Source organism: Bacillota bacterium, from assembly GCA_023511485.1.
Classification (GTDB): domain Bacteria; phylum Actinomycetota; class Aquicultoria; order Aquicultorales; family Aquicultoraceae; genus CADDYS01.
The window spans coordinates 45,531-60,553 of sequence record JAIMBH010000008.1; the positions used below are offsets into that span (position 1 = coordinate 45,531).

The 15,023-nt window shown below is 44.6% G+C and carries 12 protein-coding genes and 1 riboswitch; all 12 genes read left to right on the top strand.

The features are described 5' to 3' along the window. The first annotated feature begins 28 nt into the window (after positions 1–28). Entirely contained in the window at positions 29–910 is an 882-nt protein-coding gene (locus tag K6T91_03955; GenBank protein MCL6471945.1) for a shikimate dehydrogenase, read from the top strand. Continuing rightward, a complete protein-coding gene (tadA, locus tag K6T91_03960) occupies positions 903–3,815 on the top strand; it encodes a Flp pilus assembly complex ATPase component TadA (GenBank protein ID MCL6471946.1) in 2,913 nt (970 codons plus the stop codon). The genes K6T91_03955 and tadA overlap by 8 nt, the downstream gene beginning before the upstream one ends. 47 nt (positions 3,816–3,862) lie before the next feature. After that, positions 3,863–5,509 (top strand): GspE/PulE family protein, encoded by a 1,647-nt coding sequence (locus K6T91_03965; GenBank protein ID MCL6471947.1) that lies wholly within the window; start codon positions 3,863–3,865, stop codon positions 5,507–5,509. A gap of 158 nt (positions 5,510–5,667) precedes the next feature. After that, positions 5,668–6,708, top strand: a complete 1,041-nt coding sequence (locus K6T91_03970) for a type IV pilus twitching motility protein PilT (protein MCL6471948.1) — start codon at positions 5,668–5,670, stop codon at positions 6,706–6,708. 63 nt (positions 6,709–6,771) lie between these two features. Then, complete coding sequence (locus tag K6T91_03975) at positions 6,772–7,983, top strand: type II secretion system F family protein (GenBank protein ID MCL6471949.1); 1,212 nt, start codon at positions 6,772–6,774, stop codon at positions 7,981–7,983. A gap of 116 nt (positions 7,984–8,099) precedes the next feature. Beyond that, positions 8,100–8,174, top strand: a riboswitch (cyclic di-GMP riboswitch). Positions 8,175–8,285: 111 nt separating this feature from the next. Then, entirely contained in the window at positions 8,286–8,654 is a 369-nt protein-coding gene (locus K6T91_03980; GenBank protein MCL6471950.1) for a prepilin-type N-terminal cleavage/methylation domain-containing protein, read from the top strand. A gap of 128 nt (positions 8,655–8,782) precedes the next feature. Then, entirely contained in the window at positions 8,783–9,586 is an 804-nt protein-coding gene (locus K6T91_03985; protein MCL6471951.1) for a prepilin peptidase, read from the top strand. A 96-nt stretch (positions 9,587–9,682) separates the two neighbouring features. Next, positions 9,683–11,110, top strand: coding sequence for a fibronectin type III domain-containing protein (locus tag K6T91_03990; GenBank protein ID MCL6471952.1), 1,428 nt, complete (start codon positions 9,683–9,685; stop codon positions 11,108–11,110). Between the two features lie 2 nt (positions 11,111–11,112). Next, the gene (locus K6T91_03995) at positions 11,113–11,685 is read left to right on the top strand and encodes a prepilin-type N-terminal cleavage/methylation domain-containing protein (GenBank protein ID MCL6471953.1); all 573 of its coding nucleotides are present in this window, start codon (positions 11,113–11,115) and stop codon (positions 11,683–11,685) included. A gap of 8 nt (positions 11,686–11,693) precedes the next feature. Then, positions 11,694–13,139: a pilus assembly PilX N-terminal domain-containing protein gene (locus K6T91_04000; protein MCL6471954.1), complete on the top strand. Its 1,446-nt coding sequence runs from the start codon at positions 11,694–11,696 to the stop codon at positions 13,137–13,139. A gap of 142 nt (positions 13,140–13,281) precedes the next feature. Further along, positions 13,282–14,430: a type IV pilus assembly protein PilM gene (pilM, locus tag K6T91_04005; GenBank protein ID MCL6471955.1), complete on the top strand. Its 1,149-nt coding sequence runs from the start codon at positions 13,282–13,284 to the stop codon at positions 14,428–14,430. Then, positions 14,427–15,020, top strand: coding sequence for a hypothetical protein (locus K6T91_04010; protein MCL6471956.1), 594 nt, complete (start codon positions 14,427–14,429; stop codon positions 15,018–15,020). The genes pilM and K6T91_04010 overlap by 4 nt, the downstream gene beginning before the upstream one ends. The last annotated feature ends 3 nt before the right edge of the window (positions 15,021–15,023 follow it).

Below are 15,023 nucleotides of genomic sequence, written 5' to 3' on the forward strand. Positions count from 1 at the left end.
TCCCAGTAGCTGGGCAAAAGGATATAAAATGAACGGAATCACCGGAAGAACCAAGGTAACCGGGATAATTGGATATCCGCTAACTTATACATTATCGCCTTTGATGCACAACAGGGCTTTCAATATATGTAGCCTGAACTACGTATATGTGCCGTTTGTGGTGGAGCAAAAGGACTTAAAAAATGCAATAGAGGGCTTAAAAGCTTTAAATATCAAGGGCGTAAACGTTACCATGCCACATAAAGAGGCCGTATTAAATATGCTGGATGGATTATCGGAGCAAGCCAGGCTGATAGGTGCTGTAAACACCATAAACAACGAGGATGGGTACTTTATTGGGTACAACACCGATAGCGCAGGCTTTTTAAATTCACTAATGGAAGAGGGGTTTGATCCCGCTAATAAAACTGCGATTATTATAGGTACAGGTGGTGCAGCAAAAGCTGTAGCGGTTGCCCTGGCGCAGGCCGGCGTTCGGGAGATCGCTGTAATCGGTAGGTCCGCCACGAAAGCCCAAGACGTAAAAACCCGCATAACTGATGCAAACAGGTACATTTTGGTAAAAACTCTTACTTTTGAAGAAAATCTGGCCGATATATTCAAAAAGGGAGAACTAATCGTAAATGCTACGCCTGTCGGCATGAAGGAAAGCGGAGGTCTCCTGCCGGTACCTTTAAAGTACATAAATGCAGAGCATTTTATATACGACCTTATTTATACGCCACAAGAAACCGCACTAATAAAAGCAGCAAGAGATAAAGGAGCCCGCGCTATTAACGGGCTTGGCATGCTTGTTTACCAAGCGGCCGAAGCTTTTGAGATATGGACTGGTGTCTCCGCGCCGATTGATGAGATGCGTCAGGCGTTGATTCATGGGCTAAAAAGCGGAGAACGGCCAGAAAATGTTTAAGAGAAAGAACAAGAAAGACCCATTTAAATTTAATACTAACGATAGTTCATCTGAGGAATATCTTAATAAAGAAGACGACCTTGAGGTTGTTATCAATACATACATCCCAGAAGATGGTGGCAAGGATGATGGCCAGAGCGTGTCTCAAGAAGCAGATGCTGGCGACAACGTCGTTCCTTTCCCAAACAATGACCAACCCATTGATAGCTCATATTTAGACGAATCTAGCTCACCGCTGGTTAATGTTGCCAGTATAGATAGCTACATAACCAAAACAGAGGAGCGCCATATTTTAGAGCAAGACGTCTTTAGCCCCAAGAGCGCCAGGCAAACTCCAGGTGAAGAACCGCAGAAAAAGAAAAGCTCTAAAGAAGATATTTATGAGGAAAAAGTAGCAAGAATGATAGCCAAGCAATTAAATATAGAATTTATCGATATTTGCTCATACAAGATTGATGAAAAAGCGGTATCGCTTATATCAAAGGAAGAGATTAGACATTATCACTTACTTCCGGTTGGATTTGAGGAAGGCCGTATAATTGCTGCAATATCCGGAAAAACCAATATTGCAGCTATAAACGAGCTTAATATAGCGACCGGGCACTATGTTGTACCGGTTGTTACAACAGATAGCGCGCTTCAAAAAGCCATAAATAAGTATGCAGGCGCCGGTAAGGAAGACGAGATTGAAGAAATAGGCTACGAACCAATAAGTACGGTACCGTTGAGTGAAGGCAAACTTCCAAGCGAGGCAGACGGTATTGCGGCTAAAGATACAGCATTGGATGGCAAAGAAGAGTTAACAGTAAATGGCGAGGGTAATAAAGAACTTTGGATAGGGGCAGATAGGATAGATGAAAAATTTAATGTCAAGACGCCTTCACTTAAATTGGAAGAAGAAAAAGAGGAAACAAAGGAAGAAGCAGAAATAGTAGAAGCAGCAGATTCAGAAGCAGCAGCAGAAGAAGAAGAAGCGAAGATAGAACTAGAAACAGCAGAAAAAGATATCGACGTAATTATACCTGATAATGTACAGGATCCGATAAACGAGAGCGGGACAACCAAAACTGAGGATCAAAAACACCCGCTACTAACATCAGACGAAAGTACCACGCAAGAGCTTCATAACATCATAGGAAACGATATACAATCGCTCATTAATATAAGCAGTGAGGATATTCTCAGTCATGATCGAGCAGATGGGCAAAAAGCAGCTGCTGTTGAAGATATCAATAGCACAAAGGACCTAAGTATAAGTTTAGATAGTATAGATGAGGTTGTGCTTGTTGAAGACGTTGAGCTGGGTAAAGAAACCAAGAGCATGACCAAGAATGCAGATGCATTGGAGACGTTTGACCTAAATACAGTTTCTGAAGCCGATGTAGCAAGAAACGTAGCTAAACAGCTACATATCGATTTTGTCGATCTGGCAAGCTATGAGATTAATCCGCAAGCATTATCACTTGTATCGAGCGAGCATATAGGGCGGTACAAGCTTTTACCTATAGATTTCATGGACAACAAGCTGGTTGTTGCAATGGCCGACCCGACTGATATTTTCACGATAGATGATCTGCGTGTTATGACAGGCTACGAGATTGTTCCTGTGGTTGCAGCAGAGAGTGAGCTTCTTACAGCGATAAGCAGGTATAGAACTGGTGATATCGCCGTCCAGAAAGCACTGGAAAATATAGATAGCGACTTTGACCAAAAGGCAGATCACTTAGAAATTGACGAAAACTCTGAGGACGCTCCGGTAGTAAAGCTGGTGACCTTGATAGTAACCGAAGCTTTCAGAGAAGGAGCCAGCGATATTTTTATCGAGCCTCAGGAGAAAGAAGTAAGGGTTAGGTACAGAATAGACGGCGTGTTGCAGGAAGTTATGCGCTCACCAAAACATGTCCAAGCCAGCATTATCCAGAGGATCAAAATCATGTCGGGTCTAGACATTGCCGAACGCCGGTTGCCTCAGGACGGGCGTTTTGGGCTGGTAATCGACAAAAAGAATGTCGATTTCCGTGTAGCTACCTTACCTACTATACATGGAGAGCAAGTAGTGTTAAGGCTATTGGAGAAAGGCAGCAGCATGCCTGCACTTGATGATTTAGGATTCTTGCCCGACTCGCTTGAAAAGTTTAAAGCATCATTCAGCAAACCTTATGGGGCTATACTTATCACCGGACCAACTGGAAGCGGTAAAACGACAACGCTCTATTCTGTCCTGAATATACTTAATGCAACAGAGAAGAATCTGATTACTGTTGAAGATCCGGTTGAATACAGGTTGCCAGGCATCAATCAGGTACAGGTAAACACAAGAGCGGGCTTGACTTTTGCAAGCGCGCTAAGATCGATCCTTCGCCACGACCCAGATATCATAATGATCGGTGAGATAAGAGATGAAGAGACGGCTACAATAGCTATCGAATCGGCTCTTACCGGCCACCTTGTCCTGTCCACGCTTCACACAAACACCGCCCCTGCAACACTCACAAGGTTGATAGAGATGGGGATAGAGCCTTTTCTGGTGTCTTCTGCAGTTGATTGCATAGTAGCCCAGAGGCTTGCGCGAAAGCTTTGCACGAAATGCAAGGAATCTTACAAGCCTACAAAAGAGGAATTAAAAGAGGCGGGCTATAAAATCGATGGTTCCGAACCGGTGGAGCTATATAGGGCGCGGGGCTGCAAGTTCTGCGGAAACACTGGCTATCAAGGACGTATAGGAATTTACGAAGTCATGAGCGTATCCGAAAGTATAGAGAGGGTTTTGGTTGGCAAATTCACAGTTGAAGATATCAATAGAATCGCGATAAGCGAAGGGATGAGAACGTTGCGTGAGGATGGTCTAGAAAAAGTACGGTCTGGTCTTACCTCAATCGAAGAAATAGCAAGGGTTACAATGTAGCCTAAACAGGGGTTAATTATATGATAACAGAGAAATCTGATCAGATAATGGCAGAATTGCTTGTGAAGAAAGGGATAGTATCGCAAGATGACTTAGCTGTTATAGAATCCCGGGTAAATGGTGACATGTCTTTGATAGAGGCTTTGGTAAGCAGCGGCCTTGTTAGCTCATCAGCCATTAGTGAGCTCGTAGGAATTAAAGATTTTAGTATTGTCGACTTGAGCGAGTACAATATTAATCCTGAGGCGGTTTCCCTGTTGCCGGAGGCTTTTGCGAGGAGATACCAAGCGATACCTATAGATTTTGAGAACCAGAAACTGGTTGTTGCAATGGCAGACCCTATAAATGTGCTTATATCCGACGACCTTCATATGGTAACTGGCCGCGATATAAAAACCGTAGCCGCCCTCGAAAGCGAGATAGAGGCGGCTATCAACCATTACTATAAGGCAACTGAAGTAATCCAGGAGGAAATAAGCGGTCTTGACCCAGAAGATGGGCAGGCAGATTTGTCAAAAATACGGGCAGTTTCAGAAGAAGCTCCTGTAATAAAGCTGGTAAATACGCTTATCATCAAGGCGGTAAATGAAAGAGTTAGCGACATCCATATCGAGCCTCAAGAGAAAGACCTGCGCGTAAGATACAGGGTGGACGGCGTTCTCAAAGAGGTAATGCGATCACCTAAACATATCCAGGCGGGCATTATCTCGAGACTAAAAGTCATGGCCAACCTAGATATTGCCGAAACCAGAGTGCCGCAAGATGGACACTGCGACCTTAATGTTGCTGGAAATGTTGTTGATTTCCGTGTGGCGACGCTACCCACAATATATGGCGAAAGGGTCGTCCTAAGGATATTAAGAAAAGAAAGCATCCTTCTAAACCTGGACGACCTTGGATTTTTGCCAGATAGTCTTTCGAAATTCAAATCCTCTTTTAATAAACCCTATGGCGCCGTATTGGTAACTGGACCTACAGGAAGCGGAAAATCAACAACGCTATACGCTGCTTTAAATATTCTAAACAGCAGCAATAAAAATATAATCACCGTGGAAGACCCGGTAGAGTACAGGTTGCCCGGCATCAATCAGGTGAACGTTAATACAAAGGCGGGTTTGACTTTTGCGAAGGTGCTCAAAGCGGTTCTTCGCGCATCGCCAGATATTGTAATGGTGGGTGAGATAAGGGACAAAGAGACTGCTCAGATAGCGATAGAGGCAGCACTAACAGGCCACCTGGTCCTCTCCACGCTTCACACCAACGATGCACCAAGCGCAATAAGCAGGCTCACAGAGATGGGCATTGCACCATTTTTGACATCATCTGCTCTTGAGTGTGTTCAAGCACAGCGTTTGGCCAGGCGTCTTTGCCCGGACTGTAAGGAGCCTTACGAGCCTTCCATTGAAGCGCTTCAGAGAATAGGTTTTCCGCTCCGGGACGGGGAAAAAATCACGCTCTATAAGGCAAATGGTTGCCCAAGATGCAACGGCACGGGCTATAAAGGCAGGATAGGAATATATGAAGTAATGCCTTTTAGTGAGGCGATTGAGGAACTATGCGTAAAGAGGGCAACGGTTGAAGAAATCAAGCGTGTTGCAATTGTGGAAGGTATGAAAACCCTGAGACAAGATGGCTACGAAAAGGTAAAGCTCGGCATCACGTCTCTTGAGGAGATAATGAGAGTCATTGTTTAGTTTTCTATTTACGATTTCCAGTTATCGATTTTTAAATCGATAAATCACCAACAGAGTTTACAGGGCTTAAGCAATCCCACATCAATTCCGATATTTAAGGAAACCCCTTTAAGAAGTTATCAGGAGGCTAAAAATTGCTGGATATTAATGATTTGTTGATGCAGGTAATTGAGAAGGGAGCATCCGACCTTCACATAACAGTTGGATCGCCCCCAATGATTAGGCTACACGGTGACCTTGTTCCGCTTGATTATCCGAAGCTTACCCCTGAGGATACTAAAACGCTGTTATACAGCATTATGGATCAGGAGCACAAGGACAGGCTCGAGCAACAACTCGAGTGCGACTTTTCCTATGCGCTTACTGGCCACGCAAGGTTCAGGGTAAACGTGTTTTATCAGAGGGGAAACGTTGGGGCCGCTTTAAGGATAATTCCAATGCAAATAAGAACGTTAGAGGAACTTGGGCTCCCTCAATCGCTTGAAATTCTGGCCAAGAAGCCAAGAGGTCTGATCCTAGTTACCGGCCCCACAGGTAGTGGTAAATCAACTACGCTTGCATCGCTCATAAACATCATAAACGAAACGAAATCGCACCACATAATTACAATCGAGGATCCGATTGAGTTCATACACAATCATAAAAAATCACTAGTAAATCAGAGAGAAGTTGGCTCAGACACTAAATCCTTTGCAAACGCTTTAAAATATGTCCTTCGCCAAGACCCGGATGTAATTCTGGTGGGTGAGATGAGGGACTTGGAGACGATCTCGGCGGCCCTAACTGCAGCTGAGACAGGGCACCTGGTTTTTGCGACGCTTCACACACAAGACGCTCCGCAGACAATAGATAGGATTATTGATGTATTCCCGCCGCACCAGCAGCAACAGGTAAGGATACAGCTTGCGGGCACACTCCAGGGTATTATCTGTCAGCAGCTTCTCCCAACAATTGATGGGACAGGACGAGTTATTGCTTACGAGGTCATGCTGCCAACTCCGGGTATTCGCAATATGATTCGCGAAGGGAAAACTCACCAGCTATATAACGCGATACAAACAGGACAGAAAAACGGCATGATAACAATGGACCAGTGTCTCTCCGACCTCTATAGATACGGAAAGATATCGTTTGAGACGGCTGTTACTAAGGCAAGTGATCCAAATGAGATCAAGCAGCTTTTGGGCCGTACAGCCTAGGGATTTACGATTTTTGATTGTCGAATTATTAAATAGGAGATCAGGGCAAACCTGGGGGTCTTAATGGCGACAACATTTGTATATAAGGTAAGAGACAATAAGGGGCAGTTAATAAATGGGCAGATAGAGGGCGATGGTATAACGATGGTTGCGACAAAGCTCCGTCAGATGGGCTATGTCGTAGTGGAGCTAAAAGAGAAAAGCCTTGCTCAAAAAGAAATAACACTGCCTTTTTCCAATAGAGTAAAAGCCAAGGATGTAATAATCTTCAGCCGCCAGTTCGCTACTATGGTGAGCGCCGGCCTATCTCTTACCAGGTGTTTAGGTATCCTAGAGGAACAAACCGAGAGCAAGCCGCTAAAGAAGATAATCGCTGAGGTATTGCAAGACGTAGAGAGAGGAAAAGCCCTATCAGAAGCAATGGCAAAACATCCTTCCGCATTTCCGCCGATATACATTAACATGGTAAAAGCAGGCGAAGCCGGCGGTGTGCTCGATACCGTGCTACACCGGGTTGCCGAGCACTTTGAGAAAGAAGCATCGATCAAAGCGAAGATAAAATCCGCGATGGCATACCCGACGGCAATGTTTGCCTTTTCGATCTTGATAACTATTGTTCTTATAACCTTTGTCGTGCCAGTCTTTGTAAACATGTTTGATAGCATGGGTGGTCAATTGCCGCTTCCAACAAAGATGCTCCTTTGGGCAAGTTCTTTTATCAGGAGTTTTTGGTTTATTATAATTCCTGCTCTTGTTGGTGCGGGCTATGGGTTTAAATACTATGCAAAAACGCCTGTCGGAAAGAGCAATCTCGATAGGATGAAGCTTAAGTTACCGGTGTTTGGCAGCCTTATAAGGAAGATGGCGGTATCAAAGTTTACCCGAACATTAGGCACACTTATGGCAAGCGGTGTACCAATACTTCAAGCCCTGGATATCGTAGCAGATAGCTCAGGCAACACTGTTATCGCTGGTGCAGTAAGAAACGCACGCGTAAGCATTAAAGAGGGCGAAACCATAGCAAAACCCTTATCGCAAGAAAAGGTCTTCCCTCCGATGGTTGTTCAGATGATATCGGTGGGTGAAGAGACAGGCGCACTCGACTCAATGCTTTCAAAAATTGCCGATTTTTATGACGACGAGGTATCAAGCATGGTCGATGCGTTAACATCTATTATTGAGCCGATGATGATTATGATGATGGGCGGCATCGTTGGCGGTATCATTATCAGTCTATACATGCCGATGTTCCAGGTAATTAACCTTATTAAGTAGCACTAGGCACCATAACTGGTTTTATTAAGGCGTATCCGCAAGAGCCATTGTAATGGAAAAACATAACAAATTAACCCTAAAGTATTTCCAGTAATTACCGATACAAATAGTACAAAAAACGAAAGAGGCAAACCCATCGTGAGATGGGGACGCAAAGCCACGGGACTCTTCGAGTCGGCCGGGTTGCCGTTTTAGACGAGCTCCACTTTATCAGGCGCAGGCAAGTGGCTATATGCAAAAAAGACGCGCCTTTTCTTTTTGTTCCGACTACATAGATTGCTTCTAATGGGAGGTGAAGAAGAGTGAGACATCTTAGAAATGACAAAGGCTTTACCTTAATCGAGTTAATGGTCGTAATCCTTATTATCGGCATCTTAGTTGCCATTGCTATTCCGGTGTTTAATACATCGAGGGATTCTGCCTATCAAAGGACCTGCCAAGCAAACTTAAGGACCATCGAGGGTGCTGCATCAACTTATAGGGCTGATAATGGTGGTGTGCCTACAACAGTTGCCGCTCTGTCTCCAACCTATCTAAAGGCAGTACCTCAATGCCCAAAACCAAAGACCGATGGCACCAAAGCAGACCCTTATACTATTGATTCATCAGGAACAGCTCATTGCCCAACCTGGGAGAATGATCCAACAAGGCCGCACGTGCTGGCACCGTAAAAGGGTAAAATTAGCCTAACGGCTGTTAAAAATAGCCTCTAGGCTATTAAAAAAGGGCGGCAGCTAAGCCGCCCTTTTTGAGCTTTAAAGCGCTTAAATTGTTAATTGTTTAACCGATACTTATTAATATGGAAACCATTCTTTCGATTGTAATTTTTATATTTGGTTTAGTTGTTGGTAGCTTTTTAAACGTATGTGCCTACCGGATACCAAAAGGTGAATCCATAGCTTACCCGCCTTCTCATTGTCCAACCTGCGGGTCGCAAATAAAGCCGTGGGATAACATACCGCTACTAAGCTATATTATCCTTCGAGGAAAGTGCAGGAGCTGTGGTCAAAAAATAAGCCTTAGATATCCAGTTGTTGAGCTTTTAACAGGTATTTTGTGGGTTAGCATATACTGGCAATATGGCGTATCCAACCGGATGGTACTTGGGATATTTTTTGTGACCGTGCTGATTGTGCTCTCGGTTATCGATTTTAATATCCGTCTTATCCCGGACAAAATCCTTTTACCATCTATGCTTGTAAGCTTTGCATTCTTGATTCTTTGCCCGCTCAAAATAGCATCTTTGCCAGTAATCGCTGGAATTAGGCCATTATGGGCTATAGCAGGATTTTTTGCTGGCGGAGGCTCCCTGTACCTGATTGCCGCGCTTGCACCCCTCATATTTAAAAAACAGGCGATGGGCGGCGGCGATATCAAACTTGCAGCTTTTATGGGTCTTTACCTTGGTGGATACGTCTTTGTTGCGCTTTTCATAGGTTTTTTTCTTGGCGCATTAATTGGAATCGCTCTCATTGTGCTAGGAAAGAGAAGTATGCAGGATATGATCCCGTTTGGACCATTCCTCGCCGCAGGCGCGATTCTAACCATATTTTTCGGACCTCAGCTCTGGCATGGATATCTTTCGCTGGCAGGGCTGCAATAGCCAGAATGGTCTAATGCCCGTACCTTAATGGCCCAATAGTCTATCAAGAAACTCCCAGTATTTACCGATACAAATAGTATAGAAAAGGGGAATAGTATGCCTGTTATCAGCCGCATGTTAGGAAAGCTGCGGGATGAGAGGGCTTTTGGCATTATAGAAGCACTAATAGCGATGACGATAATGTCGTTAGTGTTGATTGCGCTACTTGGGCTTTTGACCGTAAGTGTTAGGGCGGTGACAAGCAGCAAGCTCTCTACCTCGGCTACCCAATTGGCTAATGAGCTTATAGAGGAAATCAGATCTAGAGATTATGAACTCGTGGGCATAATAGGCCGTGATGCCAATGGTTCTATTCCGGCAGAGGAGTCGCGTACGGTTGGCGGCATTACCTATACCATAAACTACGATGTTCTGTGGGTAGACGACCTAGCTGATGGCACCGGAGCGGATGATACTGATTCTGACGGATCCAAAGACTATAAGCAGGTCAATGTGACCATCCACTGGACTATAAACAATACGCCGCAGACTCTAAGTGTAGTCACGTATGTAAAGAGTAAGCAAAAGAAGACAGACCCGCCAACTGTCAACTTTATTTTTGGAAATTATGGGGTTTTGGATGCTAATAAAATGCCGCCTGATGGTACAGTATTTGGCACGGATAACTCACCATATAAAGCTTGGTTTGATAGTGGCATTATACCCCTAAAAGCCGTTGGCACTGACCCGAACGGCGATCTTGTTACTATGCGTTTCTTTGTAGGGCTAAAGACGCCAAACGGTGGCTTTTATGATATAAACCCGACAAACCAGTTTGAGAATTTACCAATATGTTATTGGAATCCGCAAACTATCGATACCGATACAGGGGATTATCTCTGGGGGGAAGGTACGCACGAGGTAACGGTTGAAGTTTGGGATGCACACGGAAACAGGGATGCCAAAAGCATTTACTGGGTTATAGACCGATATCCTCCGCTGGCACCAACAAATCTTGTTCTAGTGCCGCAAGATAGAGATAAGTTTATTTTAAATTGGGATCCTTCGTACGATGGTTTAGATAAAATCACACGCTACAAGATTTATCGTAAAGGGCCAGGTCTAACCGGTAGTTTTGACCTGTTAACCGAATCAACCTTTACTGTAACCACTTTTACGGATGTGGGGTTGGCGGAATGGTCGACCTATCAATATTATGTTGTGGCGGTAAGTCCTGGAGGTCGGACTTCACCTGATAGCAATATAGTTACCGGGATAACACAGTTTAACCTAACAAGTGAGATTGAGGGCAACAAAAAGAGCGTCGAGCTTGAGTGGAATAGAGTGCCGGCAGGTATTTTAGTAGATCGGATCGACGTGGTGCGAAATGGTACTGTACGTGCAAGTTTATCAGGTTCAGCTTATGAGTATACCGATAGCCTGCCGTCGGGTCACGCAACTTATCAGTACCAGATCAAGGCATACTATCAGGGCAATCTGGTGAACCAGAGCATAGTAACGACGGTGACTACTAAACGGGGATGAGTATGTTTTATTTACTGGAGGCAAAAAGAGATGAAAACGGATTGTCGCTTGTTGAACTGGTCATCTATATGGCGATGCTTGCCGTAATAATTGGCGGTGCTTATGTGATATATGACGGAGCTGAGACCATCTACAGTTCCTCTGGTGGGCAGGCAGATGCGCAAAGAAGCGGCAGGCTGGCCCAGATGCTGATGACTAAAGACTTGCGGATGACCGAGAGTTTCATAACAGCGAATGACTATGAGGTCGATATTAGGGCTGACCTGGATGATGACAATATATGGGAAGAGGTAAAGTACTACGTAGAACAGGATGCAGCTGGGATCTATCGTCTATATAGACAGGAGGATGGCGGGAGTCCAAAAGAGTTGGCGTTCGGGGTCAGAAATGTGGCTTTAAGCCAACCGCTTTTTATCTACTACGACCAATACGGCATGGCCATGACGACCGACACGGCGTCGAGAAAGACCAAGACCTGCAAAATGGGCATTAACTTAATTATTGATACTGATACAAACAGGCCACCCGGTGCTTTTACGCTTTATACAAAGGCAACGCTTCGTAACAGTCAATAGGGGTATAAATGAGGGATTCTCTGTTTAAGGATGAAAAAGGAATAGCGATGGTTGTAGTGCTCGGGGTCATGCTAATCCTGACGACGCTGGCGTTTGCAGCTGTGGCCATCTCTGAGAACGAGCTCGTTTCGTCATCGCATGATCGGGATTCTACAGAAGCGCTGCATATAGCAGAGGCGGGTGTTCAAAAGGCTCTCTGGCAACTTGAACAATTTGGCAACTCAATGAATCCTAAAACATTTACCATAACTGTCAATGGTGGTACTGCAGAGGTTAACGCAGTTCAAGACATGGGTCAGAATTGGTATTGGACAGTTGAATCGACTGGAACTTATGGGAATGCCCACAGGAAAATTAAAGTTACAGTATTTAATTTCTCGATGTGGAATATGAACATAGCTACAGGCAGCAATAAGTCCCTGGCATCAGGGGGCAACGGTATCCTCGGTACCGCATCGGTCGATGGTCCTTTTTATGTGCGCGGAAATGTTGAACTTTCCGGTAACTCAGCGATCACAGGAGGACCCCTGTTTATAAAAACTGGCTCGCTCGTGCTTTTAAATAACTCGGCTACGCTTGGTTTACCCGGTAGTCCTATAAGTGCGTATATTGAGCCATCCGGAAACAATGGCGATATAGTCGATAAAGATGGATTGCGAATATTAGATAATCCAAACCAAAGCCAGGTCTTTTTGAGTCAGCTTTCAAACCAGTGCCCTGATATAGAGGTGCCGCCTATGGATTCAATGGAGAGCTATAGAAATATAGCGAAATCAGAATCAAGTGTGCCGCCGCTTCCCAGCACATACTATAGAGATACGTATGTATCGGTCGACCCAAATATTTCGGGCGGCTATAAAGTACTTGATGATGATGGAAGTGTGGCCATGGGGGATGTAGACCTCAGGCATACATATCATCTCGATAGCTCGGTCAGCAATTTTGGCAGTTCTACGTGCGGTATTGGATGGGATACCAGCGGGGGAAGCAAGAAACTGCATGTGATGGGCACTGTCTATGTTGATGGGAACCTGGTTATCGGAGATAGCAAAAATGACACGGTTGTATACGATGGGCGGGGCACCCTCATTGTTAACGGCAATATAACAATAAGAGGCAAGCTTATACCAGCAAGCGCAGGAGTAATGGATAGCGCACATGTTCTGGGCTTGGTTACTAATGAGGAGATTACAGCAGATGTTCAGCATTGCGGAGGTACAGGCAGAGATAACCCGGATATTGCTGGTGCGCTATTTGCCGCCAAAAAAGTAAGCCTCGTACAAAACAATACAACCTTTGTAGGTAGTATGATCGCTGGCACTTTGAATTTTGCGTATGGTACCAATAACTGCCATCTATATACGGATGATAGTCTGCCTTCATTTCTTCCGCCATCTCTGCCTGGCAGCACGAAGTTTATGGCAATGACAGCTTCGTGGCGCGAAGCAAAATAATCCCTAAAAAGCTAAAGTTCACGAGTCTTTATCCGATGAAAAATAAAAGTGCTGTAAAAACCGGTGAGGTTTGCAGCAGGCCCCGTCCCGAACGTAGATAAGGAAACAGTAAAACTTAAGGCTCAGATGTAGGAGGTAAGTTTTGGGATTTTTAAACCTGGGCGGAGGGGCTGCCCCTGTTGGTTTGGATATTGGAAGTAGCACTTTTAGGATAGCTCAACTTAAGCCATCCTCAGGTAAACCAACCCTTATAAAATATGCAAGCCTTAAGGCTCCCCTTGGTTTGATCAACGAAGGCGAAGTCACCGATGTAACCGGAGTTTCCCAGGCACTTTCCAATTTATGGCGCGAGCACAGGGTCGGTGAGAAAAAAGTAGTGGTCGGCTTGGCGAATCAGAAGGTAATCGTAAGGGTAATTGAGATGCCTTATATGAGCGAAGCCGAGTTTAGAAGCGCTTTACAGTTTCAGGCAAACGATTATATCCCAATACCTATAGAGGAAGCGGTAGTTGATTTTCAGATTATATCTGAGCACGAAAACGATCAGGGCGAGCGCATGATGGATGTCCTGATTGTAGCCGTTCGAAAAGATATGGTTGAGAATGTGGTTGCTGCGGTTGAGGGGGCAGGTCTCAAGCCGGTAGTCATAGACGTATCGTCACTGGCTTTTGCGAGAAGTGTTATGAGCAACGGCTTTAAAGCTTTTTTGGAAGATACTGAAAACCCCAGTGCTACCGCGCTTATTAATGTGAGCTCGAATTTAACTGATATTGTCGTGGTTGAAGGCGATGCTCCGCGATTCACAAGAATAAGCAGCATCGGTGGAGATACTTTCACCGAGGCTTTAATTGACCAGCTTGGGATATCTTACGAGGACGCGGAAGACCTAAAAATTGGCATTGGCCTACCAACACCTGAATGGGCTACAAACGAAGAGGATGTTAAAATTCCCGATATTACACCTGATATGCAGCAGTATGTAGATATAGTACATAACATACTTGAGCAAGAGATGATAAAGTTTATTGCGGAAGTTAGAAGGTCACTGGATTATTACCTTGTCCAGGCTACAAGGGTTAAAAGCATAGATAAAATAATTGTTACTGGCGGTGGGGCTAAGCTGCGTAACTTTATGCATCATCTTAAGGATAACCTTCAGATAGAGGCTGTTATGGGCAGTCCGCTTCATAGCGTGCAACTAAGCAGCAAGCTGAAGAAAATGAATATAGAGGAAGAAGAACTTTCTATGGCCATTTGCCTTGGTTTAGCAATGAGAGGGATCGATAAATGATAAAGATACACATAAATCTTCTTCCAAGGGACATTAAAGATAAGCAAAAGACAGAAAAGTACGTGTTTCTGGCAATCTTTGGCATAGTTGTTTTTGCCGTTCTTCTAGGCGGTCTTTACGCTTATAACACATGGCGTATCAGAAATGCAGAAAACGAGGTTTCAATGCTGAAGCGGCAGACGGCAAAGATGGAGGCGGCTATCCAATCCCTAAAAGTATATGAGCAGAAGCTTAAAGAAGTGCAGGATAAAAAAGCTATATTAGATAAAGCTATAAGTGGGCAAATCGTATGGTCTAAAACACTTGAGGAGTTAATGGTAGTAACGCCAAGTGACGTTTCGCTTGTATCGCTAAGCGGCAATTCAGATGGAATAACCTTTAATGGCCAAGCTCTTGATATTAATGATAATCCTGATTTAGGGCACAAGCCGGTGGCTAATTGGCTTACACAACTTGCGAAGATTCATCCTGAGCCGGAAGTATGGCTGACTTCGTCAGATAAACAGGCCAACGTAATTAACTTTGTAAGCACAGTAAAGTTCAAAAAAATGCCGATGCTTCCTGCCCCGTCCAATCCTTCCGGGAAGTGATAG